This window comes from Bradyrhizobium sp. LB11.1 (assembly GCF_040549385.1).
Taxonomy (GTDB): Bacteria; Pseudomonadota; Alphaproteobacteria; order Rhizobiales; family Xanthobacteraceae; genus Bradyrhizobium.
The window spans coordinates 101,844-126,801 of sequence record NZ_JBEPTH010000009.1; the positions used below are offsets into that span (position 1 = coordinate 101,844).

Below are 24,958 nucleotides of genomic sequence, written 5' to 3' on the forward strand. Positions count from 1 at the left end.
CATTGGACAATTTGTCCAATGTTGCAGTGCAGGATGCTGGGTCAAACAAGGGGGGACTGCCCGGCGCCCGCCGGGGGGTCGGCTTTGGTTTACAGGACGTTAAGGGCGCAACGCATGGCGACGGCACAGACCCCCGCAATGGCAGACCTCCACTCGGGCGAGCACGGCCACGACCAGGCCAGTCCCGGCGAGATCGCCATCGGCGTCATCATCGGCCGCACGTCGGAATTCTTCGACTTTTTCGTCTACGCGATCGCCTCGGTGATCGTGTTCCCGCGGCTGGTGTTCCCGTTCACGAGCGAACTGACCGGCACCCTCTATTCCTTCATGATCTTCGCGCTGGCTTTCATCGCCCGGCCGCTCGGCACCGTCATTTTCATGACGGTCGACCGCGAATACGGCAAGACGGCCAAGCTGGTCTCGGCGCTGTTCCTGCTCGGCACCGCCACCGTGGCGCTCGCGTTCCTGCCCGGCTATCACGATATCGGCGTCGCCGCGATCTGGCTGCTGGCGCTGGCGCGTATTGCGCAGGGTCTGGCTTGGGGTGGCGCGTGGGACGGCATGGCCTCGCTGCTGGCGCTGAACGCGCCGGCCTCCAAGCGCGGCTGGTACGCGATGGTGCCGCAGCTTGGCGCTCCGCTCGGACTGATCGTGGCAAGCGCGCTGTTCGCCTATTTCGCCGGTAACCTCTCTGCCGACGACTTCTTTGACTGGGGCTGGCGTTATCCGTTCTTCGTCGCTTTCGCCATCAACGTCGTGGCGCTGTTCGCGCGCCTGCGCATGGTGACGACCGAGGAATATGCCTCGCTGTTCGAGACCCGCGAATTGCAGCCCTCGCGCATCTCCGACACGGTTGCGCGCGAAGGCCAGAACATCATGCTCGGTGCGTTTGCGCCGCTCGCAAGCTTCGCGCTGTTCCACATGGTCACGGTGTTTCCGCTGTCCTGGGTGTTCCTGTTCACCCGCGAAAGCCCGGTGCGCTTCCTGATCATCGAGATCGTTGCCGCCGTATTCGGCGTCGCCGCGATCGTGGCCTCCGGTATCATCGCCGACCGCGTCGGCCGCAAATCCCTGCTGATGGGATCGGCGATCGCGATTGCGATTTATAGCGGCTTCGCGCCGCAGCTGCTCGACGCCGGCGAGTTTGGCCAGACCATCTACATGGTGATCGGCTTCATCCTGCTCGGTCTCTCCTTCGGCCAGTCCTCGGGCGCGATCGCCTCGAACTTCAAGCAGATGTACCGCTACACGGCGTCCGCGCTGACCTCGGACATGGCCTGGCTGTTCGGCGCCGGCTTTGCTCCGCTGGTCGCACTGCTGCTCGCCACCAATCTCGGCGTCATCGCCTCGGGTGCCTATCTGCTCTCGGGTGCGTTCTGGACCCTGCTCGCGCTCTGGCTCAGCGGCCAACGCGAGGCGGGTGACATGGACGCAGGCGAATCTTCGAACTGACAGGGAATAAAGCGCGGGCCGGACGATCCTGTTTGCGGCCGCAAACAGGAGATCACATGAACGTCCGGTCGAATTCCGTCCTTCCGCGAAGCACGACGAGCCCGGCTCTCGCCGCCATCGCGATTGCGATTCTATGCTCAGCCGGCCCGGCCGGCGCCACCGGCAATGCTGCGCGCGGCCAGACGCTCTACAAGAGCTGCGCCGACTGTCACTCGATCACCGAGAACAATGTCGGCCCGATGCACAAGGGCGTGGTCGGGCGTAAGGCGGGCAGCGTTCCCGGCTACGACTACTCGCCCGATCTGAAGAACTCGGGGATCGTCTGGACCGAGGACAATCTCGACAAATGGCTGACCGGACCGCAGGCCATGGTGCCGGAAACCAAGATGTTCTTCGATGTGCCGGATGCGCAGGATCGCGCGGACATCATCGCGTTTTTGAAGGAAAAGGCGAAGTAGCCGCCAGCCCTAGTCCGTCACGATCTTCACGCGGTCACGCACCTTCACCTGTGCGGTGCGATCGAGGCCGTTCAGCACGCGAAAGCGTTCGGCGGGGTGATCGACGCCGGCCATGCGGTGGGACAGCGATTCCACGGTGTCGCCGGGCTGTACGGTGATGACCTTGATGCGCAGCGGACGCGCGGCCTGGATCTCCTCGAGCGTCAGGCGGCGGAATGAATTGACGGTCTCTCGCGCATTGCGCTCGCTCTCGGTCGACTTCTGCCGCGTGGCGAAGATGAAGCGATAGACGTCGCTGCCGAAGCGCAGCGCATAGACCTTGAACTGCCACTGGTCGCCCTTGGCGGTGGCGGACGCAGCCGGGAAGCCGTTGATGGTGATGTCTTCGGTGGAGGCCTTTTCGACGCCTTCCATCCAGCCGGAATTGAGGTAGTCGCCGAGCGACTGCTCGGCCGGCACGCGCACGACGTCGAAGCGCATCGCCTGCGAGCCGCCCTCGCGCACGCCGATCACCGCCTGGGCGGTGTTGTCGAGCGTAAAATTGTCCGGCGCCTGGAAGGTGAAGCCGAGCTTTGGATGCAGGAAACGCCGGCCGCGGACAAAGCCCTCGCTGGGGTCTTCGCCATAGACGAGGTTATCGATCGCGGCGAGATAGCTCTCGCGGTCGCGCTCGGCGCCCTCGGGCGCCGTATATTGGCGTGCGATGGTCTGCGCATTCTGCACGCGTTCGGGCGTGGCCGGGTGTGACGAGGTGAAATCCTGCGCGCGCGGATCGAGCGAGTTCTTGCCGGCCTTGAGTTCGGCGTTGCGCTCCATCGCCGCGAGGAAGCGTGCCGCGCCGTAGGGGTCAAAATGTGCCTTGGCGGAGATGCCGACGCCGATGCCATCAGCCTCGAACTCCTGGTTGCGCGAAAAGCTCGCCATGGTGAGCTTGGTCTTGGCGAGCGCGAGCGCGGTGAGATCGGGATCGGTGCTCATGTCTGTGACGACGCGAGTCACGATCGCGGCCTGACGCGCCTGGTCCTCGCGCATCGCGGCGTGCTTGGACAGCACATGCGCCATCTCGTGGCTGAGAACCGAGGACAATTCCGAGGTGTCGCTCGCAAGCGCAAGAAGTCCGCGGGTGACATAGAGCTGGCCGTTCGGCAGGGCGAAGGCGTTCACCGCGCCGGAATTGAGGATAGTGACCTTGTAGCCCTGGTCGGGACGGTCAGAGGCGGCAACCAAACGGTCGACGGTTTTGCTGACCAGTGATTCGAGCCTTGGGTCGTCATAGGTGCCGCCATAGCTCGCCAGGATGCGCTCGTGCTCCTTCTCGGTCGCCGCGGTCTGGGCGATGGCCGGCTTCGGCTTGGGCATCGCCACGGTCGGCGGGGCGGCCGCGGTCTGGAACCGGCCCATATCGCCGCAGCCCGCAAGCGCTGTGCCCAGCACGAGACAAAGCGCAGCCGGCGCTGCCCGCAGGCGGCGGCATTCACCTCGTCCGTGCCGTTCTAGCACCCCATTCACGTCGTTAACCCGTGCCTGACCCTTGTTAGGGTCTTACCCCAATAGGCTCGTTTGCGCCCAGCAACTCGATCTGTCCCACCCGAAGCACATCGATACGCGGCCCCGCAGTCCCCTCAACCCAGCCCCGGACGCGAAGACGCCGACTTTCCAAAGACTTAAGGGGCATTCCGGCGTTTTCGAACGCCGGCACTGTGCGCTTTGAAATAATCACCGCAAAGCCGCGTGTCCAGTTCCGTCCGAAGTTGAGGTAGGTCATTGCCCCAGCTTGCCGGACCGACAGGACTTTGCCCTCGACCACCATAAAGCGCCCTATCCCGGCCAAAATATCGTCCGGACTTTCCGCGTTTTTTATGGCCGACGGGTCAGCCCAGTTGCCCTTTTTTTGGCGCCGCGCCTCCGCCTCGGACGACGTCAGGGCGGCAGCGCAGTCCTTGTCCGGGATCTCGGCCGAGACGAGGGCGTTGCCCTGGGCGAGCAGCATCGCCTGTACGGAGGTCTCGCTCTCGCCGACGAAAAGCAGCGCGCCCTGGCGGCCATAACGGTCCGGCGTATCGTCAGTGCTGCGCAGCGTGACGTCGCGGCCGACGAGCAGCGTTGTGAGTGCTTGCCTGGTTGTTGCTGTTGCCTCGATCCCGGTGAGACGGACTTCGCGGCCGTCATCGAGACGCACACTGCGCGCATCGACGATTCCCGCGACGCGGCCTTCGCCTTGTGCTTCAAATTGGCACGGCGCCGCGAACGCAGTTTGACCTGCGACGAGAAGAAAAGCGACGGTGAGATGAAGCCGTTGCGTCACATGACCCGGAGAGGTTGCGTTACGTGCCGATTTTAACTCAAGCGCGGTGAGACGCGAAGAGGCTTCCTCTCACTCCGTCATTGCGAGCGCAGCAAAGCAATCCAGAATCTTTCTGCGGAGGGACTCTGGATTGCTTGGCTGCGCTCGCAATGACGTGAAAACATCCGTCCGCATCTCGCCATTCCGCTTTGCGGAAAACACTGGATCGCCACGAGACGCGCATCGCGCTTCTGCTTGCTGCGCTCTTGCGCATGCGGCATGATTGCGGGAATAGCGATCGCCAAGAGCAATAATCAAGCCGCCATTCAGAGTCAGGCGATCAAGGGAGGTCTTTTTCGATGAAGCATATTTTGTCGGGCATTTTTGCCGCCGCATTGGCTCTCAGCGCGAGTGCCGTGCAGGCCCAGGACAAGCCGCCCCTCAAGATCGGCGGCATCCTCGACATGTCTAGCCTTTATGCCGACATCACCGGCCCCGGCAGCGAGACCGCGGCGAAGATGGCGGTGGAGGATTTTGGCGGCGAGGTGCTGGGGCGCAAGATCCAGGTGCTGGCGGCCGACCATCAGAACAAGGCCGACCTCTCCGCCAACATCGCCCGCGACATGCTCGACAATCAGGGCGTCGAGATGATCTACGACGTCGCGGCCTCCGCGACCGCGCTTGCCGCCGGCGAGATCGCGAAAGCGCGCAACAAGATCATCATGTTCAACGGCCCGGGCTCGATCCGTCTCACCAACGAGGCCTGCGGTCCCTACACCGTCCACTACGTGTTCGACACCTACGGCCAGGCTAATGTGACGGGCCTTGCGGCCGTGAAGTCGGGCCTCGACACCTGGTTCTTCCTCACCGCCGACTATGCCTTCGGCCAGGATCTGGAGAAGGACACCAGCGCGGTCGTCGTCAAGACCGGCGGCAAGGTGCTCGGCGCGGTCCGCCATCCGCTCAACACGTCGGACTTCTCGTCGTTCCTGCTGCAGGCCCAGGCCTCCAAGGCCAAGGTGATCGGGCTCGCGAACGCCGGCGGCGATACCGTCAACGCCATCAAGCAGGCGGCCGAGTTCGGCATCACCAAGGGCGGCCAGAAGGTCTCGCCGCTGCTCGCCTTCGTTTCCGATATCGATTCGATCGGGCTCGAAACCGCGCAGGGCCTGCTGCTCGCCGAAGCCTTCTACTGGGATCTCAATGACGAGACCCGCGCGTGGTCGAAACGCTTCATGGAGCGCACCAAACGGATGCCGACCTCGGCGCAGGCCGGCGTCTATTCCTCCGTCATGCACTATCTGAAAGCGGTGAAGGCCGCGGGTACGACCGACTCTGCCGCAGTGATGAAGGTGATGAAGGAAACGCCGATCAACGACTTCTTCGCCAAGAACGGCAAGATCCGTGAGGACGGCCGCATGATCCACGACATGTACCTGTTCGAGGTGAAGAAGCCGTCGGAGTCCAAGGGCCGCTGGGACGACTACAAGTTGCTCGCCACCGTGCCCGGCAGCGAAGCGTTCCAGTCGCTGGAGCAGTCGCGTTGCCCGCTGGTGAAAAAGTAAGCTTCGTCATTGCTAGGAACGAAGTGACGAAGCAATCCAGACTGTCTCCGCGGAAACATTCCTGGATTGCTTCGCTCCGCTCGCAATGACGATAGCCCGGTCAAACAACAACAAGGGAGACGTCCCATGAACGACATGGTCCTGCAAAAGCTCGAAGGCGGGCTGCTTACCATCACCATGAATAGGCCCGAACGAAAGAACGCGCTCAACCCCGAGATGGTCGCTGGCCTGGTCGAGGCGGCGCGGCGCGCGGCTGACGATCCGGAGGTGCGCGCGGTGCTGTTCAAGGGCGCTGGCGGATCGTTCTGCGTGGGCGGTGACGTCAAGTCGATGGCGGCCGGCCGCGCGCCGTTGCCGTTCGAAGTGAAGATGGCGAACCTCCGCCGCGGCATGGAAGTGTCGCGCATCCTGCACCAGATGCCGAAGCCCGTGGTGGCGCAGCTCGATGGCGCCGCGGCCGGTGCGGGCCTCTCGATGGCGCTGTCGTGCGACCTGCGCGTTGCGAGCGAGTCCTGCAAAATCACGACGGCATTCGCCAAGGTCGGTTTCTCCGGTGACTACGGCGGCACCTATTTCCTCACCCAGCTGCTCGGCAGCGCGCGGGCGCGCGAGCTTTACCTGACGTCGCCCGTGCTGACGGCGAAGGAAGCGCATGCGATCGGCATGGTAACCAAGGTCGTCCCCGACGCCGAGATTGATACCGCAGCGCACGAGCTCGCGCTGTCGCTGGCACAGGGGCCGTCGATTGCGCTCGGCTACATCAAACGCAACATCAACAATGCCGAGCACCTGCCGCTGGAAGATTGCTTCGACGGTGAGGCTATCCACCACACCCGCTGCAGCGACACCGAGGATCACAAGGAGGCCGCGAAGGCTTTCGTCGAAAAGCGCAAGCCGGCCTTCAGGGGCGCATGACGATGTCGCCCTATATGCGGCTGCGGCAGATTTGTCTCGTCGCGCCGCAACTCGCGCCTGTCATCTCTGATATCGCCGAGATCATGGGCCTCGCCGTCTGCTACCGCGATGGCAATGTCGCGAAGTACGGCCTGGAGAATGCACTGCTCCCGGTCGACACGATCATGCTCGAGGTCGTCGCGCCCTTCAAGGATGGCACCACGGCCGGCCGCTTCATCGAGAAGACCGGCGGCCGCGGCGGCTACATGGCGATCTTCTGCTGCACCGATCCCGACGAGCGCGGCCGCAACGCCAACGCGATGGGCGTGCGCACCGCCAACGTGATCGACCACGCGCCCTATCACGGCGTCCAGCTTCACCCCCGCGACTGCCGCGCCGCCTTCATCGAATTCAATCACACCGAAGGCAGCGACGACAATATGGGCGCATACCCGCCAGCCGGGCCGGACTGGCAAAGTTTTGTCCGCAAGGACGTGACGCAAGCGCTGACGACGGTGGAAATGCAAAGCCCGGACCCGCGGGGGCTGGCGGAGCATTGGGGCAAGATCATCGGAGTCGCGGTTGACGGTTCTGAACTGAATCTGCCCAATGCGACGTTCCGCTTCGTCAAGGGTGCCAGCGAGATCATGAGCGCGTTGGAGTTTCGGGTGGCCGATGCCGCGCACGTGCTGCATGTCGCAAGGTCAAAGGGGCTCGCGGTCGCGGGTAACGAGTTCCTGTTGGGCGGGGTGACGTTCCGCGTCGGATGATTCTCCCATAGTGATCCGTCACCCTGAGGTGCTCGCCTCTTCGGCGAGCCTCGAAGGGCGACGGCTACCGGCGAGGCCGCTCATCCTTCGAGGCTTCCCGCACAGTGCTGCGCACCGTGCGGCTCGCACCTCAAGATGACGGTCGTGAGTGTGGCGGATGCACAAAGAACAAGAAGGGGATCACACATGCCGCATCCGCTCGACAGCTTCTTCGCCCCCGCAAGCATCGCGCTGATCGGCGCCTCGCGCGATCACGAGAAGATTCCGGGGCGGCTGCTGGCGATGCTGCGCAAGAACGAATATCCCGGAAAGATCTATCCGGTGAACCCGAACTACGCCGAGATCGACGGGCTCGTCTGCTACAAATCGGTTGTGGAGATCGGCGCGCCGATCGATCTCGCAGTCGTCATCATCCCCGCCCGTGCCGTGCTGCCGGCACTCGAACAATGCGCAACCGCCGGCGTCAAGAACGCCGTCATCATTTCCTCCGGCTTTGCCGAGGAGGGGGGCGACAGTGCGGCGATGCAGGACGCGATCGCCGCACTGGCGAAGCGTACCGGCATGCGGATTTCGGGGCCGAATGCCGAGGGTTTTTTCAGCCAGATGCAGCGCGTCGCGGCAACCTTCAGTCCCGCCGTGGATGTCAAGCCGGATGTGGTCCCGCTGGTCGCCACGACAAAGCGGATCGGTATCGTTGCGCAGAGCGGCGGCATCGGTTTTGCCTATTATCACCGCGCCAAGGCGCTTGGTGTTGCGGCGAGCTACGTCGTCAGCGCCGGCAATGAATCCGATCTCGGTGCCGGCGAATTCCTGGACTACATGGTGCAGGACGCCTCGACCGACGTGATCCTGTTGTTCATCGAGGGCATCCGCGACGTCGACAAATTTCTCGCGGCCGCGCGACGCGCGGCGGAGCTGAAGAAACCCGTCATCGTGACAAAAGTCGGCCGCTCCGGCGTTGGGATGCGCGCCGCAGCCTCGCACACCGCAAGCATGGCCGGCTGGTCGGCGGCCTATGATGCGGTGTTCGCGAAATACGGCTTCATCGTCTCCAATGATCTCGACGAGGCGCTGACGATCGCGGCGGTGCTCGTGAGCAATCCGCTGCCGAAAGGCGATCGCGTTGCCGTCCTCACCACGTCCGGCGGCGCGGGCATCTGGGGTGCGGATGCGGTGGCGTTGCAGGGCTTGCAGGTGCCCGAGCTGTCCGAACAGGTTCAGGCGGAGATCGGAAAGCTGATGCCGTCCTACGGCACCGCACGCAATCCGATCGACGTCACCGCGCAGGGCGTGACCTCGGGCGGCCTGCAGAAGAGCGTCGATCTGCTCGCCGTTTCCGATGAGGTCGACGCGATCCTGGTCGTGCTGTCGCTCTCGAGTGATGTCCGCAAACCGTTCAAGGAGGCTGAGCTCACGCCGGTGCTGGCGGCGCGGCACAAGCCGGTCGTGTTCTATTCCTACACGGTGCCGTCCGACTTCGCGCGGCGCGGGCTTGCCACGTCGGGCGTCGTCGTGCTGTCGGGCCTCAGCCATGTCGGCGTCGCGATGCGGCGGATCGTCGACCACGCAAAATTCAGCCTGCCGAAACGTACGGACGAGACACGGCTGCCGGCGCGCGATCTTTCCGCGCATCTGACATCGCCAGTATTGTCTGAGGCCGATAGCAAGGCACTGCTCCGCGCGGCCGGCATCTCGCTGCCGGATGAGGTGTTGGCCAGAGAGAGGAGCGATCTGGATGCCGCGGTCGCTCGTGTCGGCTTTCCGCTTGCGATGAAGATCCAGTCGCCTGACATTCCGCATAAGAGCGAAGTCGGAGGTGTGCGCGTCAATATCGCCACCAAAGGCGAGGTCTTTCTGGCATTCGAAGCTTTGCTCAACAATGCACGCAAACACCGGCCGGAGGCGGCGATTCAGGGCGTGTTGGTCGGTCCCATGGCGAAGAAGGGCGTCGAGATCATCGTCGGCACGATGACGGACAAGACGTTTGGCCCGATGGTGATGGTGGGACTTGGCGGTATCACCACGGAACTGTTTCGCGATGTCGTCTATCGCCCGGCACCGGTGAGTGCGGAAGAAGCCGGCGCGATGTTGACGGGCCTGAAGGCTGCTCCGCTGTTGAATGGATTTCGCGGAGCGGCGAAGGCGGATGTTGGGGCGCTGGCGCAGCTGATCGGCGATATCTCAGTGCTCGCCGCGCGCCATGCTGGTGAGATCGCGGAGATCGAGCTCAATCCGGTGTTGGTGCATCCGGAAGGGCAGGGCGTGACGATCGTGGATGCGTTGGTGGTGGGGCGCGGTTAGACTAGACCTTCTCCCCTCATAAGAGGAGAAGGGAAGAAAGGGATCACCGCCCCTTGAAATTAGCCACGCGCCGCTCTTCCGTGGCCTTGACGCCTTCCTTGAAATCTTCCGTCGCGCGCAGCCGGGTCTGCTCCGCGAGCTCGTGATTGGTCGCGGCCATGACGCGATCGGCCAATCCGGCGCGCATCGTGGCGCGGGTGGAGACGAGGCCGAGCGGCGAGCATTCGGCGATCTCGCCGGCAAGCTTCATCGCACCCGCCTTGACCTGATCCTGCGGCACCAGCACGTTGGCGAGGCCCCATTTGACGGCTTCTTCGCCGGTAACGCGGCGGCTCGTATAGAACATCAGCTCGGCATTGTTCTTGCCGATCAATTCCGGCAGCGTCGTCGTCAGGCCGAAGCCCGGATGGAAGCCGAGTTTGGTGAAGTTTGCGGAGAAGCGCGCTTCGGGGCAGGTGACGCGGAAGTCGGCCGACACCGCGAGCCCGAGGCCGCCTCCGATGGCGGCGCCCTGCACGGCCGCGACGATCGGCTTCTTGGCGCGGAAGATGCGAACGGCCTGGATATAGAGATGATTGATCGCGCCAAGGCTGTCGGCCGGATCGCCCTTGGCCGTCTTGTCGGCTTCGCGTGCCTCCTGCGCCTGCCGCGCCGGGTCCTGGAAATTCGCGCCGGCGCAGAACGCCTTGCCTTGAGCCGACAAGACCGATGCACGGATCTCGATGTCCCGGTCGAACTCGTCGAGCGCGTCCGCGATCTGGTTGATCAGCGCGATGTCGAAGAAGTTTAGCGGAGGCCTGCGGATCTCGATGGTGCCGACGTGTCCAACCTTCTCGACGCCGATATCTTTGTAAGTGGTCATGATGATCCTCGAAGGTTTAGCGCAGACCAAGTCCGCGGGCGATGATGCCGCGCAGCACCTCGGTGGTGCCGCCCTGGATGGTGAGTTTCGGTGCGGTCTTGATGGCGAAGTCGAGCTGCCGCTCCAGCGTCTCGCGGTTGGTCGCGGTCTCCTCGACGAAGGCGGCAAGATCGCGCACGCGATGCGGCAGCTGCTGTTCCCAGACCGTGCCGATGTCCTTGACGATCGAGGCTTCCACCACCGGCTCCTTGCCGGCGTGCAGCATGCCGGCGACGGAAACCGACATGCGCCGCATGGTGTGGAGCTGCGCGACCAGCCGGCCAATGCCTTCGGCGCTGCGCGTGTCCGGGTTGGGGCCGACGGCGCGGACCAACTCAGTCAGCACGTAGTAGGTCTCGAGGAAACGCTCGGGACCGGAGCGCTCATAGGCGAGCTCCGATGTGGCCTGCTTCCAGGCGCCGTCGACCTCACCCAGCACGTGATCCTCGGGCACGAAGAAGTCGGTGAAGACGACCTCGTTGAACTCATGCTGGCCGGTGATCTGGCCGATCGGATTCACCTGGATGCCCGGCTGCTTCATCTTGACCAGGAACTGCGTCAGGCCGTGACGGCGGTTTTCCTTGGTCGGCTGCGAGGTGCGGAAGATCGCGATCATGTAGTCGGCGATATGCGCCGACGAGGTCCAGATCTTGGTGCCGTTGATGAGATAGCCACCATCGGTCTTGGTCGCCCGCGTCTTGGCCGCGAACAGGTCCGAGCCGGAGTTCGGCTCGCTCATGCCGATCGCGAAGCAGATTTCGCCGCGGCAGATGCGCGGCAGGATGTCCATCTTGATGTTTTCGGGGGCGTATTTCAGCAGCACCGGGCCGCTTTGACGGTCGGCGACGAAGAAGCGCCGCGTCGGGGCGTTGGCGACGCGCATCTCTTCGGTCACCACGTAACGTTCGAGGAAGGAGCGCTCCTGGCCGCCATATTTCTTCGGCCATGTCATGCCGAGCCAGCCCTTGGCGCCGACCCGGCGGGAGAATTCCGGTGCGTCGGTGTCTTCGCGGTTGGGTTTGTGCGGATCGAAGGTGCCGGCGGCGATCTCTTCGGCGAGGAAGGCACGCACCTCCTTGCGCAATTGCTCGCACTTCTCGGGCAGGCGGATCGGATCGAAACGAAGAGCAGCGGTCATGTGTTTCGATCCCTGTTAACGCGATGCCACGAGCGGCCACAATTCATCGGCGCCACGCTTGGCGACAAGCTTGCCGAGCTCGACGGCCCAGTGGCTTTCGGAGCCGAAATCGTCGCGCCAGGCCAGCGCCCGCAGCGAATAGCGGTGCAGGATGTGCTCGATGGTGAAGCCGATCGCGCCATGGACCTGATGCGCAATGCCGCCGCCTTTTTCCGCGGCTTCGGCGCAGCGGATCTTTGCGGAGGCGGCTTCGAGATAGACCTCATCATTGAACGATTTGGCGTTCGCGATGGCGTCCGCTGCCGAGGTCGCGGCCGCAAGCGCCGCGGCTGATTCGCCGGCGAGGCGCGCGAGATTGTGCTGCACCGCCTGGAATTTCGAGATCTTCTTCTCGAAGGCGACGCGCTCGTTGGAATAGCGCACGGAGATGTCGAGCATGGATTCCAGCGCGCCCGCGATCTGAAGGCTGCGCGCGACGCCGCCCATCAGCATCATCGTGGTCTGGTCGAAGCCCTTAGGCGCGGCCTTGATGGTGACGGGCTGAACTTTGTCGAGCGTGACGGTATCGCTGTGGTCGTAGCCGACATTGAGCCCGGATTCGATCCGGCCTTTGGAGGCGTCGACCAGCGCCATCGAGACGCCGTCCTTGCCATGCGCCAGCACTGCAAAATGCTTCGCCGCTTTGGCAAAGGGCACGCCGCGGCAGCGGCCGGAGAGTGCGCCGTCCGCATCAATCGTGATGCGATCCTTTGGCGAGGCCGGCAGCACCGTCATCTCGCCTTTGGGCGAGGCGATCTTCGCCTGCGCCAGCAGCCAGCCTGCGAGCATGGTCTCGGCCAGGGGAACCGCGACCGCGAAGCGGCCGGCGGCATTCAGCAAGGCAAAACCGTCGGCAAGGCTCGCGCCGGAGCCGCCGAGATCGTCGGGCACCCAGGACAAGGGCAAGCCGGCCTCGGTCAGCGCCTGCCACAGCGGCGCCTGCCACGAATTCTTCTTGTCATTGTTGACGGTCTGCGGATCGGCGAGATCGGCGAAGATCTTCTCCGCGGTCTCGACGACGATATTGTCACTCTCCGCCACAGCGTTCCCCGTGTTTTGCCATTGGCGCATCCTGCCCGGTCGGTGCGGCGCGCGGTCTCTTCTTGCGCCCGATGATCCAAAAAAGCCATGGCCCTGACAAGCGTTGATCGCAGGCCCATCTGCGGCACCGGCATGGGGGCAAGAAACAGCCCAAGAGCCGGTCTGGACTAATTCCGCTTAGCGGAGTTTGCGCGATTTGCAGGGCGCGACAAACTCGCTAAACAAGGCGCCACATTTAATCACGGGGAAGGAAATCCGGATGGCAAAAGACAGTCTGTGCGCAATCGTGACGGGGTCCGCATCCGGCCTCGGTGCTGCGACCGCGGAAATTCTCGCGCGGAGCGGGGCGCGGCTCGTCATCAACTATTCGTCGAGCCAGAAGGAAGCCGAGGCCACCGCAGAGCTCTGCCGCAAGGCGGGCGCTGCGGAAGTGCTGGTCGCGCAGGGCGACGTCTCGAAGGATGACGATTGCCGCAAGATCGTTGCGGCCGCGAGTGGCTGGGGCCGACTCGATATCCTCGTCAACAATGCCGGCACCACCAAGCATGTCGCCCATGCCGATCTCGACGGATTATCGGCTGAAGATTTCCAGCGGCTGTACGGCGTCAACACCATCGGCCCGTTCCAGATGGTGCGCGCGGCGCGCAGCTTGTTGGAAGCCGGATCGAAGGCGTCGGGGCGTCCGTCCGCCGTCGTCAACGTATCGTCGGTCGCTGGCATCAGCGGCGTCGGCTCGTCGATCGCGTACGCCGCGAGCAAGGGCGCGCTCAACACCATGACGCTGTCGCTGTCGCGCGCACTCGCGCCGCTGATCCGCGTCAACACGGTGTGCCCCGGCTATATCGACACGCCCTGGTTCACCAAGGGCCGCGGCGAGGCCGGTGCCAAGCAGGTGCGCGACAGCGTGGTGGCGAAGGTGCCGCTCAAGGTCGCATCGACGGCGGAGGACATCGCGCAGCTCGTCTGCTTCCTGGCGATGCCGGCCTCCAGCAACATGACCGGCGAGGTCGTGCGCATGGATGCGGGGATGCATTTGGTGACTTAGCCGTCATCGCGAGGAGCGAAGCGACGAAGCAATCCAGACTGTCGCTGCGGAAAGATTCTGGATTGCTCCGCTTCGCTCGCAATGACGGAAAAGGCGACTTGCGCAGTCACCCCTTGATCACGCCGCTCGCGACCAGCCGGTGCCAGATGAACAGCACCACCACCGCGCCGATCGTGGCCATGATGAATCCGGCGCCTTGATCCGGGCCGTAATGGCCGATGGCCTGGCCGATGAAGGTCGCCAGAAACGCGCCGACGATGCCGAGGATGGTGGTGAGGATGAAGCCGCTTGGGTTGTTCGGTCCCGGCGCCAGAAAACGCGCGATCAGGCCGGCGATGAAGCCGACGACGATGACCCACAAGATGCCGCCCATACTCATGTCAGTGCTCCCCTTGCTGAATGCGTAGATCCAATTTCGCTTAAATTTTGCCCGAGATCTCTTGCTCCGTCGGCAGCCGTCCGTCCGGCGTCAGATGGTCGATCACCTGCGGCAGGTACTGGCTGAGGCCGGAGAGCAGCTCGTCACGCGACAAGCCGCTTTGGGCAGACAGGCTCTGGATCTGGTCGGCGCCGAGCGCATTGGCGAGATCGCCGGGCGCGATCGCCTTGTTCTCACCCTTGCCGACCCAGGTGTTCGCGGTGTCGCCGTGGCCGCCCTGCTGGAGCTGGTTGAGGAGATCGCCGAGGCCGCCGCTGAGCACGGAACCCGCCGCGCCGCCCGCGAGCATGCCGCCGAGGCCGCCCTTGAGGAGATCGCCGAGGCCGCCGCCTCCGCCAAGAGCACCACCAAGCGCGCTCCCGAGACCGCCGCCAGCACCCGCATTCACCGGCGGGGGCAGGTGCGTTGGCGTCGGAGACGGCTCCGGCGTCGTCCCGGGTTGGCCTGCCGTTAAATGCTTGAACGTCTTCCAGGCGAGCAGGCCAAGGATCGCCATGGTCATGGGCGACATGCCGCCGCTTGACGAGGATTGCGAACTCGGAGCGCTCGGGCCGCGGGGACCGTTCTGCATGCCATTGAGGACGTCGAGTAGACCCATGGTGCTCTCCTTTGGCGTTCTCGTCGGCGAACTCTCGCCGGTGACAAAGCCCCCGGCAAAAACATATGGGGGTCTCATGACGGTTACAAGGCAGATGCGTCGTGATGGGCATGCCGGTCCAGCTCTGCTATCGAGGGTTGGCATTCAGGGAGTAGGCGAGGTGGTGACGGATCGACCGATCGTGGTGGCCGGCGCCGGCGCCATCGGCTGTTTTGTCGGAGGCCAGCTGGCGGCTGCCGACCGTCGGGTCGCACTGCTGGTGCGGCCGCGGGTGAAGACCGAGATCGAGCGGTTCGGCCTGCGGCTGACGGATTTCGAGGGCGCCGAGAAGAAGCTGGATGCGGGCCGGCTCGCGCTGTCGGAAGATCCCGCGATCTTCCACAGCGCAGGCATCGTGCTGGTGACGGTCAAGAGCGCCGACACGGCTGATGTCGCGGACCAGATCGCGCAGCACGCGCCTCGGGATGCGGTCATTGTGTCGTTGCAGAACGGCGTCGGCAATGTCGCCGTGCTGCAAGAGCGGCTCGGCGGCCGGCGCGTGCTCGCCGGTATGGTGCCGTTCAATGTGGTCGCAAGGGGGGAAGGACGTTTCCACCGTTCGACCTCCGGCGACATCTATCTCGGTGACGATGCTGACAACACGGCGGCAGCGCTCTCGGTGCCGGGGCTCAACCTGCGCGCAAGCCGCGACATCGCCGGCGTGCAATGGGGCAAGTTGATCATCAATCTGAACAACGCGCTCAGCGCACTGTCCGACATGCCGCTCGCCGCGCAATTGGCGAACCGCGATTGGCGAAAATTGTTTGCCGACCAGATGGCGGAAGGGCTGGCCGCTCTAAAGGCCGCCGGCATCACGCCGGCCTCGGCAACGCCGATCCCGTCGAACTGGACGCCGACCCTGCTGCGACTGCCCGACACGATCTTCAACGTGATCCTGGGCCGTACGATGAAGATCGATCCGGAGGCGCGCTCCTCGATGTGGCAAGATCTGAAGCAGGGCCGCAAGACCGAGATCGACTATCTCCAGGGCGCCGTCATCGCGCTCGCCGAGCAGAACAATGTCGATGTGCCGCTGATGCGCCGCATTGTTGGGTTGACCAAGGACGCCGAGACCGCCGGCAAGGGCCCGCCGGGCCTTTCGCCGCAGCAAATTCGCGGCGAGGCCTAACCGTCGATGGTCGATGGAGGTGCGCGATGAAATATGGACTGACGTTTGCGCTTTCGCTGACGGCATTTTGCGCCGCCTCCACATTCGCCGAGGCCCGGCCGCCGACCGTCACGAATTCTCCGGGCTATGACGCGCGATTGCAGGAGAGCCGGAAGGCGCTGGGCAATTCACAGACAGCGCCGGAGCTAACGACTCCGCCGGTGACGACGCCCAAGCGCAGCAAGAAGAAGCATCCGAATTGAGGATGGGACGCGGACTCCCATCCGCTCGCAATGACGGCTGCCTCAGCCCTTCTTCGCCGGCTTGCTCGGCGTCGGGCTGAACAGCTTCTTAAATTCGCTCAAGCCTTCCGACAGTCGCGGCCATTCGCAGGAGAACGAGCCCTTGGCACAAGGCGCGCCTTTCTGTCGCAACACCTTCGGCCGTTCCACGGGCACTGGTACCCGCTCAACCTCGGTTCGCAGTGCGACCTTCTGAAGCTGCTGCGCCTGTTGTTCCTGCTGCTCGCGTTGCTGGCGTGCCACGGCCTGGGCCGCTTCATTGCTGCGGCGCTGATTGGCGAGATAGGCGGTATAGGAGGCGTCGATCTTCTTCTGCTCGTCCGGCGTCGGGTTCGGCCCGGCGATGTCGAAAGTACGATCCTGAAGGAAGTCGTAATAGGAGTAGCCGCCACCTGCCTTGCGCCGGCCTGCGAATTTGGCGTTGCAGTCCGCAAGTGCTGCGGTCTTTTCAGCCTTGGTCGCGGATTTCTCGGCGGCGTCGGCGCATTCCTCGAAGTCGACCGGCGCGCGCTTCCACCATTGCGCGTGGGCATGCCACGACGTCAGCAGAAAAACTCCTGCTGCGGCAACGAAAAGCGGCGCCGCATGACGCGATGTAAACACGGACGGCATTCTACGAGAGCATTCCTTGCAAGACTCAACCCGAACTGAGTCGAACCTGATTTTTGCCTCTTTATCGCCCGCTTGTCACCCATGGAACCCGGGAATTTCATGGCTGGGTTGCTGACATTTTTTGCTTGACGTGGCCCGGGAGTCACAGCCCCGTGACCCATGATGTGCGTAGAATTTTATCGGTCTGAATGCGACAGGGAAATGTCCGTCATGAGAGCGCTGAGCCATTTCGTCGCAATCGCGTTGGCGTTGGTTTGCGGCCGTGCGCTCGCCGCGGAGGACGATGCGCCCAACAACAAGCCGGTGAAGGTCGTGGCCGATGCGCGGCTCTCGGTCGGCGGCCAGGGCCTATTGCCGCTCTATCTCTCCAGCGACTGGTCGATGCCGCTGCCGACGATCTCGCGCGCCATCATCGTGCTGCACGGACGCCTGCGCAATGCCGACGAATACTACATCTCAGCCCACGCCGCGCAGGTCGCGGCCGGCGACGACGGCAAGAGCGCGCTCATGATTGTGCCGCAGTTTCTGGCCGAGGTCGACATTGAGGCACACAAGCTGCCCGCGGACACGCTGCGCTGGTCGCTGATGGGATGGGAGGGCGGAGAGGCCGCGCTTGCGCCGAACCCGGTCTCTTCCTTCGAGGCGCTCGACGCGGTCCTGGCAAAACTCTCCGACCGGCGCGTCTTCCCGAACCTGAAACAGGTCGTGGTTGCCGGCCATTCCGGCGGCGGCCAGGTCGCGCAACGCTACGCCATCGCCGGCAAGGGCGAGGCGGCGCTGTTGCGCCAGCACATCGATGTCCGCTACGTCGTCGCCAATCCGTCGTCTTATGCTTATTTCACTAAAGAGCGCCCCGTGCCGGCGATTGCCGCGTCCTGCGCGGGCTCCAACAATTGGAAATATGGCATGGACGGGCGCCCGCCTTACTTTGCTGAAGTAACGCCGACGGCGCTCGAGCAGCGCTATATCGAGCGTGACGTGATCTATCTGCTCGGCACGCTCGACACCAAGCCAGCGGCAGACAAGAGCTGCATGGGCGAGGCGCAAGGCCCAAATCGCTACGCCCGCGGCCATGCCTATGCGGACGCGATGGCGAAGCGCAATCACGGCACGCCCAATCATCGCGTGTGGGACGTCGCCGGCGTCGGTCATGACGGCGACAAGATGCTGACCTCGAAATGCGGGCTCGCGGCATTGTTCGATAGTCCGGGCTGCGGCGCAGAGCGCTGATGCGAGCGCTTTGATGGCTTGCGCTTTGAAGGCTTGCGCCTTGAAGGTCCAGCTCCGGCTGTTACACTTCGTCCCGCGGGTGTCTCATTCTGAGGCGACGCCAAGAAGACGAAGTGGAAACGCCTGATGCTACTGCCCCTGTCCGATGTGCCGCGCTGGTACGCTCAACGCAAACCCGAAGGCGCGATCGCCGTCCAGCATGGGCAGGATAGGCTGACCTGGGATCAGCTCGAGCGCGGCGCCAACCGGCGCGCGCGGGCGTTTGCGGCGAAGGGCGTCAAGCCCGGCGATTTCGTCGCGATCGGATTGCCCAACGGCAATGCGTTCTTCGAGACCACGTTTGCGGTGTGGAAATGCGGCGCGACGCCGACCTCGCTGTCATGGCGGCTACCGCGCGGCGAAGCCGCAGCCGTGCTCGAGATCCTCAAGCCGGCGCTGGTGGTCGGCGGCGAGACCGACTGGAATGCGCCGAACAGGCTGCCGGCGGATTTCGTGCCGGAAGGCTATTCCGACGAGCAGATCGATCCGCCGGTGGCGCGCTACTGGAAGGCGATGACCAGCGGTGGTTCGACCGGCCGTCCAAAAGTGATCCTCGATCACAACCCTGCGGTGGTCGACACGGTCGCAGCACCGCCGCTCAACATGCCGTTCGGCGCCTCGCTGCTGAATCCGGGCCCACTCTATCACAATGCGCCGTTCATCGTGTCGCACTACGCGCTGTTCACCGGCGGCAAGCTCACCGGCCTCGTCAAGTTCGACGCCGAAGAGACGCTGCGGCAGATCGCGCGCGAGCGCGTGCAGTGGGTCAATTTCGTGCCGACCATGATGCACCGGATCTGGGCGCTGCCGGACACCGTGCGCAATGCCTACGACGTGTCGAGCCTGCAGACCGTCTTCCACATGGCGGCGCCGATGCCGCCCTGGCTCAAGGAGAACTGGATCGCCTGGCTCGGGCCGGAGCGTGTCTGGGAGCTCTATGGCGGCACCGAGCGGCAGGGCGCCTGCATCATCTCCGGCACGGAATGGCTGACGCACAAGGGCTCGGTCGGCAAGATCGGCGAGACAGCGAAGCTTCGCATCATCGGCGAGGACGGCAATGACGTCGCGCCCGGCGAGACCGGCGAGATCTATTTCCTGAATAATGACGGCAAGGACGCCACCTATCACTATCTCGGTGCCGAGCCGAAGCGTCGCGCCGACGGCTGGGAATCACTCGGCGATATCGGCAGGCTGGACGCCGAAGGCTATCTCTATCTCGGTGACCGTCTCGCCGACATGGTGCTGCGCGGTGGCGCCAACATCTATCCGGCCGAGGTCGAGGCCGCCGTCTCCGAATCTCCCGGCGTGCGCTCCTGCGTGGTGGTGGGCTTGCCCGATCCGGAATTGGGCCAGCGTGTGCACGCCATCATCGAGCCGGAGCCCGGCGTGGACGGTCAGGTGATCGCCGATAGCATGGCGGACTTCCTGAAAGAGAGGCTCAGCCGCTACAAACATCCCGAGAGTTTCGAGATCGTTGGCACGCCGCCGCGCGATGATTCCGGAAAGGTTCGCCGCACATTGTTGCGCGACGAGCGGGCAGTATGGATGAAGGAGGGCCGCGCCTTCCGCATCATGCCGGCGAAGGCGCGGGCGCACGCCGAGTAGGAAATAACAGAAGGACTGAATTCTATGACCACCACCATCGCAACGAACAGCGTGCCAAAACCGCCGGCCGATATCATCGAGGGTTTTCGAAATGCACCGACCTCGATCATATCAGACAATCTCAGCCGGCTGCCGGGTGCGGTCGGGCTCAAACCCTATCATCGCAGCGGCAGGTTGATCGGCGCGGCGTTCACGGTGCGCACCCGGCCCGGCGACAATCTCGCCATCCACCGCGCCCTCGAGCTGGTCGGTCCCGGCGACGTCATCGTGGTCGATGGCGGCGGCGACGAAACCCGGGCGTTGGTCGGTGAGATCATGAAAAATATCGCGCAGTGGCGCAAAGCGGAAGGCTATGTGATCGACGGCGCGATCCGTGATGTCGCGGCTTTCGCCGACGACGATTTTCCCTGCTTCGCCCGCGCGGTGATTCATCGCGGCCCCTACAAGAACGGCCCCGGTGAGATCAACGTGCCGGTTACGATCGGCGGCAGCGTGATCTCGCCCGGCGACATCGTGGTCGGTGACGAGGACGGCGTGGTGTCGTTTCCCGCCGCCGGCGCAGCGGCGCTGCTGGAGGCTGTGTGCGCCCAGATCAAGCGCGAGGAGGAGACACTGAAGGCAATCCGCGAGGGCCGCTATCAGGGCTCCTACGGCAAGTCGTAATCGAGGCAGGGCAGGGAGACCGGCGTGAGTCAGAAGGACGAATTCCACAATCTCGACAATGCTGCCGACGGGCTGTTTCGCGAGCTGGCGGCCGGAGTGACCACGCGCATCTTCTCGGGCGAGCAGGCCATGCTGTCGGTGGTAACGTTGGCGCCGCACGCGCAAGGTACGCTGCATCATCATCCCGAGGAGCAATGGGGCGTGCTGCTCGACGGCTCCGCGATCCGGGTCCAGGGCGGCGAGGAGATTCCGGTGACGAAGGGCGACTTCTGGCGCACGCCCGGCAACGTGCCGCACACCATGCGCGCCGGCCCCGAGGGCGCCCGTGTGCTGGACATTTTTAGCCCGCCCCGGCCCGAGTACAAAAAGGCGGGGTCCGGGTTCGGGGCGACCTGAAGCGCGCTCTCGGATTCGATCAAGCGGAGGGCTTCCGAAGCGCTCCTCGCTTTGATATGTACACCTCCAGGCAACCTGCCGCTTGGCGGGTTCCGCGGTCCCGTAGCTCAGCCGGATAGAGCGGCGGTTTCCTAAACCGTAGGTCGCATGTTCGAGTCATGCCGGGATCGCCATTCCAGCCTTCAAGGCGCTTCAGCGAAGGTCCTGTTGGGCCTTCCGCTCAATCTCTTCTCCTTTGCGGTTTGCCTGGCCGGAGCAAAAATTGCTAAGCCGGGCTAATCTGCCGCCACGCTCACTGCCGTATCCGGAGACGATGATGCCTTTCGACTTGATCCTGCGCGGCGGCCGTGTGGTCGACCCGTCCCAGAAGCTCGATGCCGTGACGGATGTCGCCTTCGCGGGCGGCAAGGTCGCCGCCGTCGGCAACGGGCTCAAGGCGGATCCGGCCACAGACGTGCGCGACGTCTCGCAGCTCATCGTGACCCCGGGCCTGATCGATCTCCACACCCATGTCTATTGGGGCGGCACCTCGCTCGGCATCGATGCCGAGGAGTTCTGCCGCGCCTCCGGTGTCACCACCTCGGTCGACACCGGCAGCGCCGGCCCCGGCAATTTCGCGGGCTTCCGCAAGCATGTGATCGAGCCGAGCCAGGTCCGCATCCTCGCGTACTTGCATGTCTCCCATGCCGGCATTTTCGGCTTCTCGCACCGGATCATGGTCGGCGAGAGCGAGGAATTGCGGCTGATGAATCCGATCGAGGCGGCCAAGGTCGCGGATGCCAACCGCGACCTCATCGTCGGCATCAAGGTGCGCGTCGGGCTGCACTCCTCGGGGACCTCCGGCGCCGTGCCGCTCGACATCGCGCTCCAGGTCGCCGACGAGGTCGGCATGCCTCTGATGGCGCATATCGATCATCCGCCGCCGAGCTACGAGGAGGTGCTGGCCCGCCTGCGCCCCGGCGACGTGCTCACCCATGCGTTCCGCCCCTTTCCGAACACGCCGGCGACCGCGCAGGGCACGGTGAAGAAAGCGGTGCTGGACGCGCGTGAGCGCGGCGTGCTGTTCGATATCGGCCACGGCAAGGGCTCGTTCGCGTTCAAGACCGCGCGCGCGATGCTCGCCAACGGCTTCTATCCGGACACCATCTCGTCCGACATCCATCAGCTCTGCATCGACGGTCCGGCCTTCGACCAGGTGACGACCATGTCGAAATTCCTCTGCATGGGCATGTCGCTGTCGGACGTGATCGCGGCGTCGACGGAGAACGCCGCAATGGCGTTGCGGCGGCCAGAGCTCGGCAGCCTCAAGCCAGGCAGCGTCGGCGACGCCACGCTGATCTCGGTCAAACAAGGCCAGTTCGACTATGAGGACGTGGTCGGCGAGCATTTGATCGGCGATCGCAAGATCGTCTCTGAAGGCGTCGTCATCGGCGGCCGCTGGTGGCATCCGAAATAGCGTTTTGCCGTCTTCCCGCGCGTGCCGAGAGGGCGCCGCCTATTCGTTCTTGTCCACATTCCAGAACATCGGCGTCGCCGGGCCGTCGATCACGCCGGTGAGCGATTTGCGCCATGCGCTCGGCGCCTGGAACTGGCCGAGCGGAACATAGATCACCTGATCGTAGGCTTCCTTCTGCACGTCGAAGGCGATGTTTCTCCGCTCTTCCGGTGAGGCGGCGCGGGCAAAGGCGTCGCGCAGCTCTTCGAGCTTGGGGTCCTCGGACCAGCCGAACCAGCCGCCCTCCTTGCCCTTGCCGACCATCGCGCCATTGACGAGCGGGTTCATCGAGTCGGCGGCTCCCTGGTAGGTGAAGAACATGCTCCAGCCGCCTTCTTTCGGGGACTTCTGGTTAGCGCGGCGGGTGACCACGGTCTGCCAGTCCATCGCCTGAAGGTCGACCTTGAAGCCGGCCTCGCGCAAAAGCTGTGCGACCACGACCGGCTGCGCTTTCAGCAGGATCTGATCGGTCGGCGCCAGGATCACCACGGGCGTGCCGTCATAGCCGGACTCGGCTAGCGCCTTCTTGGCGTCCGCCATACCGTTGCCCTTGATCAGTGTCTCGCCCCCGGCGTCGCTGGCCAGCGGCGTGTCGCAGATGAAGAATGCGCCACAGAGCTTGTAGTATTTGGGATTGCCGATCTGCGCGTCGAGCACGTCCTTCTGGTTGATCGCGAGCAGCGCGGCGCGGCGGATCTTCACATTGTCGAACGGCGGATGCAGGAAGTTCATCCGGCCGAACGACTGGAAGCCGAATTTGTTCAGGATCGTCACGTTGATGTCCGGATTGGACTCGAGCGTGGGCAGCAGGTCGAACGGCGGCGTCTCGACGAAATCGACATCACCGGATTGCAGCGCGTTGAGCGCGGTCTGCGCGTCCGGCATCGTCAGCCACTCGACACGGTCGACCTTGACCACCTTGCCGCCCGATGTCCATTCGGCCGGCTCCTTGCGCGGCACATAGTCCGTGTTCTTCTCGTAGACGGCTTTCACGCCAGGCTGGAATTCGGCAGCCACGAATCTGAACGGGCCGGAGCCGATCTGCTCAGGAATCTGCTTGGCGATCGGGGTCTCCGCAAGCCGCTTCGGCATCATGAAGGCGCAGATCGACGATGGCTTGGCGATGGTCTCCAGCACCAGGCCATAGGGCTCCTTCAGCTTGAGGACGATCGTTTTGGCGTCTGGGGCTTCGAAGCCTGCCGTGAAGTCCATCAGCTTGCGCGCCATGCCGTCGACGCTCGTGCCCCAGCGCTTCAGTGAGGCGACGCAGTCCTCCGCCGTCACCGGCGCGCCATCATGCCATTTCAGGCCGTCGCGCAGGGTGAAGGTATAGGTCAGCTTGTCCGCGGATACCGTCCAGTCGGCCATTTGCGGCCGCACCTTGAAGCTGGAATCGATGCCGAGCAGGGTATCGTAGACCATGTAGCCATGGTCGCGGGTGATGATGGCGGTCGTGAAGCCGGGATCGGTGACGCGAAGGTCCGATTGCATCACCGCAATCAGGATTTTCTTTCCGCTCGCGGCCGATGCGATCGACGTCCAGGCCGCAGGAAGTGCCGATGGCGCAACAGCCGCAAGCTGAAGCAGTTTCCGGCGCGAGACGTGAACCATTCGCAATTCTCCCGACTTGAGGCAAACGAGACCGGATTGGCGGCTGCCGACGACAGGCAGCGTATGGCGGGGAGCCACACGTGACAAGCAGGGTTGCTTCGACCGATCTGAACTCGTTGGCGACCAGGCAAGGGCTGTGCCGCCCAAGCCTGCGGCGCAGCAATGCCGAAAGTCGTCTCGCTTCTGACCGCCGCGGTCAGTCGCGTCCCGCCTCCATGATGGCTTTCGCAAGACGCGCCGGATCCGAGAAGCACAATTCGTGGCTTCCCGACACCTGTACCAGGCGGAATAGGCCGAGCTTCTCCGACAGCCGCGGATGCCAGCCATAGCTGTGCGGCATCGCGGTGTCCTCGGTGCAGTTGATGTAGGACTTTGCCAGCGGCATCTCGGCCGGGTTGGCCTTCAGCGCGATCTTGTCGGTGAAGGTCGCCAGCGGATGCGGATTGAGCACGTCATAGGCGCGCTGCGCCGTCGCGAGATCCGCGTCGTTGATGAAGGCTTCGCGCCAAACCGGGAATGGCAGCACCACCGAGCCGTCACCACGCCCGGCCGCGATCGTGTCGAACAGCCCGATATAGTGCGGCGGCACCATATCGTTGAGGCATTCGCCGTTGTTCGGCACGAAGGCGTTCCAATAGACAAGGCGACGGATGCGCTCGGGCGCGAGGTCGGCGACGCCGGTGATGATCATGCCGCCATAGGAATGGCCGACCAGGACGACGTCCTTCAGATTGTTTTCGGCGAGATAGTCGGCGATCGACTGGATCGCCTCCTTCAGGCCCGTCGTCTTGGCGTCGCCCGGGCGGTTGCCCTTGATTGTCGGCGTGTAGGCCTGATGGCCGGCGGCGCGGATCGGAGCCGCGACAGGCTCGAACTCGGCACCGGTGTGCCAGGCGCCGTGGACGAGAACGTAGGTCGACATGTTGTGGCTCC

At 64.1% G+C, this 24,958-nt stretch carries 24 protein-coding genes and 1 tRNA gene; 15 read left to right on the forward strand and 10 right to left on the reverse strand.

Translation table 11 applies throughout. The annotated features are described in order from the left end of the window. Nucleotides 1-114: 114 nt before the first annotated feature. Together ABIA96_RS23325 and ABIA96_RS23330 are read left to right on the forward strand one after the other, a co-directional pair. Nucleotides 115-1,452: an MFS transporter gene (locus ABIA96_RS23325; RefSeq protein ID WP_354139393.1), complete on the forward strand. Its 1,338-nt coding sequence runs from the start codon at nt 115-117 to the stop codon at nt 1,450-1,452. 56 nt (nt 1,453-1,508) lie between these two features. After that, on the forward strand, nt 1,509-1,910 hold the full coding sequence (locus ABIA96_RS23330; protein WP_354139394.1) for a c-type cytochrome: 402 nt from the start codon (nt 1,509-1,511) through the stop codon (nt 1,908-1,910). A 9-nt stretch (nt 1,911-1,919) separates the two neighbouring features. Here the strand turns inward: ABIA96_RS23330 and ABIA96_RS23335 are convergent, their stop codons facing one another. After that, a complete protein-coding gene (locus ABIA96_RS23335) occupies nt 1,920-3,311 on the reverse strand; it encodes a M48 family metalloprotease (RefSeq protein ID WP_354139567.1) in 1,392 nt (463 codons plus the stop codon). Between the two features lie 133 nt (nt 3,312-3,444). Then, nucleotides 3,445-4,215 (reverse strand): thermonuclease family protein, encoded by a 771-nt coding sequence (locus ABIA96_RS23340; protein WP_354139395.1) that lies wholly within the window; start codon nt 4,213-4,215, stop codon nt 3,445-3,447. Nucleotides 4,216-4,553: 338 nt separating this feature from the next. Between ABIA96_RS23340 and ABIA96_RS23345 the strand changes: the two genes are divergently transcribed. The 4 genes from ABIA96_RS23345 to ABIA96_RS23360 all read left to right on the forward strand — a co-directional run bounded on the left by ABIA96_RS23345 (nt 4,554) and on the right by ABIA96_RS23360 (nt 9,724). Beyond that, a complete protein-coding gene (locus tag ABIA96_RS23345; protein ID WP_354139396.1) occupies nt 4,554-5,759 on the forward strand; it encodes an ABC transporter substrate-binding protein in 1,206 nt (401 codons plus the stop codon). A gap of 126 nt (nt 5,760-5,885) precedes the next feature. Beyond that, a complete protein-coding gene (locus ABIA96_RS23350; RefSeq protein ID WP_354139397.1) occupies nt 5,886-6,674 on the forward strand; it encodes an enoyl-CoA hydratase in 789 nt (262 codons plus the stop codon). A gap of 2 nt (nt 6,675-6,676) precedes the next feature. Further along, complete coding sequence (locus tag ABIA96_RS23355) at nt 6,677-7,423, forward strand: VOC family protein (RefSeq protein ID WP_354139398.1); 747 nt, start codon at nt 6,677-6,679, stop codon at nt 7,421-7,423. Nucleotides 7,424-7,609: 186 nt separating this feature from the next. Beyond that, nucleotides 7,610-9,724: an acetate--CoA ligase family protein gene (locus ABIA96_RS23360; RefSeq protein ID WP_354139399.1), complete on the forward strand. Its 2,115-nt coding sequence runs from the start codon at nt 7,610-7,612 to the stop codon at nt 9,722-9,724. Nucleotides 9,725-9,767: 43 nt separating this feature from the next. Here ABIA96_RS23360 and ABIA96_RS23365 read toward each other — a convergent pair whose 3' ends face one another. From ABIA96_RS23365 to ABIA96_RS23375, 3 genes are read right to left on the reverse strand one after another with little or no spacing between them, the layout of a single operon-like run. Continuing rightward, nucleotides 9,768-10,586, reverse strand: coding sequence for an enoyl-CoA hydratase/isomerase family protein (locus ABIA96_RS23365; protein ID WP_354139400.1), 819 nt, complete (start codon nt 10,584-10,586; stop codon nt 9,768-9,770). 16 nt (nt 10,587-10,602) lie between these two features. Next, complete coding sequence (locus tag ABIA96_RS23370) at nt 10,603-11,763, reverse strand: acyl-CoA dehydrogenase family protein (protein ID WP_354139401.1); 1,161 nt, start codon at nt 11,761-11,763, stop codon at nt 10,603-10,605. Between the two features lie 15 nt (nt 11,764-11,778). Then, a complete protein-coding gene (locus ABIA96_RS23375) occupies nt 11,779-12,843 on the reverse strand; it encodes an acyl-CoA dehydrogenase family protein (protein WP_354139402.1) in 1,065 nt (354 codons plus the stop codon). A 259-nt stretch (nt 12,844-13,102) separates the two neighbouring features. On the opposite strand from ABIA96_RS23375, the gene ABIA96_RS23380 reads away from it, so the two are divergent. Continuing rightward, nucleotides 13,103-13,888 (forward strand): SDR family NAD(P)-dependent oxidoreductase, encoded by a 786-nt coding sequence (locus tag ABIA96_RS23380; protein ID WP_354139403.1) that lies wholly within the window; start codon nt 13,103-13,105, stop codon nt 13,886-13,888. Between the two features lie 106 nt (nt 13,889-13,994). On the opposite strand, the gene ABIA96_RS23385 is transcribed toward ABIA96_RS23380, so the two are convergent. Beyond that, on the reverse strand, nt 13,995-14,267 hold the full coding sequence (locus ABIA96_RS23385) for a GlsB/YeaQ/YmgE family stress response membrane protein (protein ID WP_354139404.1): 273 nt from the start codon (nt 14,265-14,267) through the stop codon (nt 13,995-13,997). A 40-nt stretch (nt 14,268-14,307) separates the two neighbouring features. Continuing rightward, nucleotides 14,308-14,925: a YidB family protein gene (locus ABIA96_RS23390; protein WP_354139405.1), complete on the reverse strand. Its 618-nt coding sequence runs from the start codon at nt 14,923-14,925 to the stop codon at nt 14,308-14,310. Between the two features lie 160 nt (nt 14,926-15,085). Between ABIA96_RS23390 and ABIA96_RS23395 the strand changes: the two genes are divergently transcribed. Further along, nucleotides 15,086-16,093 (forward strand): 2-dehydropantoate 2-reductase, encoded by a 1,008-nt coding sequence (locus tag ABIA96_RS23395; RefSeq protein ID WP_354139406.1) that lies wholly within the window; start codon nt 15,086-15,088, stop codon nt 16,091-16,093. A gap of 26 nt (nt 16,094-16,119) precedes the next feature. Continuing rightward, entirely contained in the window at nt 16,120-16,335 is a 216-nt protein-coding gene (locus ABIA96_RS23400; RefSeq protein ID WP_354139407.1) for a hypothetical protein, read from the forward strand. A 42-nt stretch (nt 16,336-16,377) separates the two neighbouring features. Here the strand turns inward: ABIA96_RS23400 and ABIA96_RS23405 are convergent, their stop codons facing one another. Next, nucleotides 16,378-16,986: a hypothetical protein gene (locus ABIA96_RS23405; RefSeq protein WP_354139408.1), complete on the reverse strand. Its 609-nt coding sequence runs from the start codon at nt 16,984-16,986 to the stop codon at nt 16,378-16,380. 210 nt (nt 16,987-17,196) lie between these two features. Here ABIA96_RS23405 and ABIA96_RS23410 point away from each other — a divergent pair, with 210 nt between their 5' ends. The 6 genes from ABIA96_RS23410 (at nt 17,197) to ABIA96_RS23435 (ending at nt 22,375) form a co-directional block, all read left to right on the forward strand. Beyond that, entirely contained in the window at nt 17,197-18,216 is a 1,020-nt protein-coding gene (locus tag ABIA96_RS23410) for an alpha/beta hydrolase (protein ID WP_354139409.1), read from the forward strand. A 126-nt stretch (nt 18,217-18,342) separates the two neighbouring features. Beyond that, complete coding sequence (locus ABIA96_RS23415; RefSeq protein WP_354139410.1) at nt 18,343-19,860, forward strand: AMP-binding protein; 1,518 nt, start codon at nt 18,343-18,345, stop codon at nt 19,858-19,860. Nucleotides 19,861-19,884: 24 nt separating this feature from the next. Beyond that, nucleotides 19,885-20,523 (forward strand): RraA family protein, encoded by a 639-nt coding sequence (locus ABIA96_RS23420; protein ID WP_354139411.1) that lies wholly within the window; start codon nt 19,885-19,887, stop codon nt 20,521-20,523. Between the two features lie 24 nt (nt 20,524-20,547). After that, the gene (locus ABIA96_RS23425) at nt 20,548-20,919 is read left to right on the forward strand and encodes a cupin domain-containing protein (RefSeq protein ID WP_354139412.1); all 372 of its coding nucleotides are present in this window, start codon (nt 20,548-20,550) and stop codon (nt 20,917-20,919) included. A 96-nt stretch (nt 20,920-21,015) separates the two neighbouring features. Continuing rightward, nucleotides 21,016-21,092, forward strand: a tRNA-Arg gene (locus ABIA96_RS23430). 143 nt (nt 21,093-21,235) lie between these two features. Next, entirely contained in the window at nt 21,236-22,375 is a 1,140-nt protein-coding gene (locus ABIA96_RS23435; protein WP_354139413.1) for an amidohydrolase/deacetylase family metallohydrolase, read from the forward strand. Between the two features lie 39 nt (nt 22,376-22,414). Here ABIA96_RS23435 and ABIA96_RS23440 read toward each other — a convergent pair whose 3' ends face one another. Together ABIA96_RS23440 and ABIA96_RS23445 are read right to left on the reverse strand one after the other, a co-directional pair. Next, complete coding sequence (locus ABIA96_RS23440) at nt 22,415-24,025, reverse strand: ABC transporter substrate-binding protein (RefSeq protein WP_354139414.1); 1,611 nt, start codon at nt 24,023-24,025, stop codon at nt 22,415-22,417. 196 nt (nt 24,026-24,221) lie between these two features. Then, nucleotides 24,222-24,947: an alpha/beta hydrolase gene (locus ABIA96_RS23445; RefSeq protein ID WP_354139415.1), complete on the reverse strand. Its 726-nt coding sequence runs from the start codon at nt 24,945-24,947 to the stop codon at nt 24,222-24,224. Nucleotides 24,948-24,958: the final 11 nt, after the last annotated feature.

Excerpts from the sequence above, each read along its gene's own strand:
- ABIA96_RS23325 (WP_354139393.1), top strand. The coding sequence starts at position 115 with ATGGCGACGGCACAGACCCCCGCAATGGCAGACCTCCACTCGGGCGAG.
- ABIA96_RS23330 (WP_354139394.1), top strand. The coding sequence starts at position 1,509 with ATGAACGTCCGGTCGAATTCCGTCCTTCCGCGAAGCACGACGAGCCCG.
- ABIA96_RS23335 (WP_354139567.1), bottom strand. The coding sequence starts at position 3,311 with ATGGGCCGGTTCCAGACCGCGGCCGCCCCGCCGACCGTGGCGATGCCC.
- ABIA96_RS23345 (WP_354139396.1), top strand. The coding sequence starts at position 4,554 with ATGAAGCATATTTTGTCGGGCATTTTTGCCGCCGCATTGGCTCTCAGC.
- ABIA96_RS23350 (WP_354139397.1), top strand. The coding sequence starts at position 5,886 with ATGAACGACATGGTCCTGCAAAAGCTCGAAGGCGGGCTGCTTACCATC.
- ABIA96_RS23355 (WP_354139398.1), top strand. The coding sequence starts at position 6,677 with ATGTCGCCCTATATGCGGCTGCGGCAGATTTGTCTCGTCGCGCCGCAA.
- ABIA96_RS23360 (WP_354139399.1), top strand. The coding sequence starts at position 7,610 with ATGCCGCATCCGCTCGACAGCTTCTTCGCCCCCGCAAGCATCGCGCTG.
- ABIA96_RS23365 (WP_354139400.1), bottom strand. The coding sequence starts at position 10,586 with ATGACCACTTACAAAGATATCGGCGTCGAGAAGGTTGGACACGTCGGC.
- ABIA96_RS23370 (WP_354139401.1), bottom strand. The coding sequence starts at position 11,763 with ATGACCGCTGCTCTTCGTTTCGATCCGATCCGCCTGCCCGAGAAGTGC.
- ABIA96_RS23380 (WP_354139403.1), top strand. The coding sequence starts at position 13,103 with ATGGCAAAAGACAGTCTGTGCGCAATCGTGACGGGGTCCGCATCCGGC.
- ABIA96_RS23385 (WP_354139404.1), bottom strand. The coding sequence starts at position 14,267 with ATGAGTATGGGCGGCATCTTGTGGGTCATCGTCGTCGGCTTCATCGCC.
- ABIA96_RS23390 (WP_354139405.1), bottom strand. The coding sequence starts at position 14,925 with ATGGGTCTACTCGACGTCCTCAATGGCATGCAGAACGGTCCCCGCGGC.
- ABIA96_RS23400 (WP_354139407.1), top strand. The coding sequence starts at position 16,120 with ATGAAATATGGACTGACGTTTGCGCTTTCGCTGACGGCATTTTGCGCC.
- ABIA96_RS23405 (WP_354139408.1), bottom strand. The coding sequence starts at position 16,986 with ATGCCGTCCGTGTTTACATCGCGTCATGCGGCGCCGCTTTTCGTTGCC.
- ABIA96_RS23410 (WP_354139409.1), top strand. The coding sequence starts at position 17,197 with ATGAGAGCGCTGAGCCATTTCGTCGCAATCGCGTTGGCGTTGGTTTGC.
- ABIA96_RS23415 (WP_354139410.1), top strand. The coding sequence starts at position 18,343 with ATGCTACTGCCCCTGTCCGATGTGCCGCGCTGGTACGCTCAACGCAAA.
- ABIA96_RS23420 (WP_354139411.1), top strand. The coding sequence starts at position 19,885 with ATGACCACCACCATCGCAACGAACAGCGTGCCAAAACCGCCGGCCGAT.
- ABIA96_RS23435 (WP_354139413.1), top strand. The coding sequence starts at position 21,236 with ATGCCTTTCGACTTGATCCTGCGCGGCGGCCGTGTGGTCGACCCGTCC.
- ABIA96_RS23440 (WP_354139414.1), bottom strand. The coding sequence starts at position 24,025 with ATGGTTCACGTCTCGCGCCGGAAACTGCTTCAGCTTGCGGCTGTTGCG.
- ABIA96_RS23445 (WP_354139415.1), bottom strand. The coding sequence starts at position 24,947 with ATGTCGACCTACGTTCTCGTCCACGGCGCCTGGCACACCGGTGCCGAG.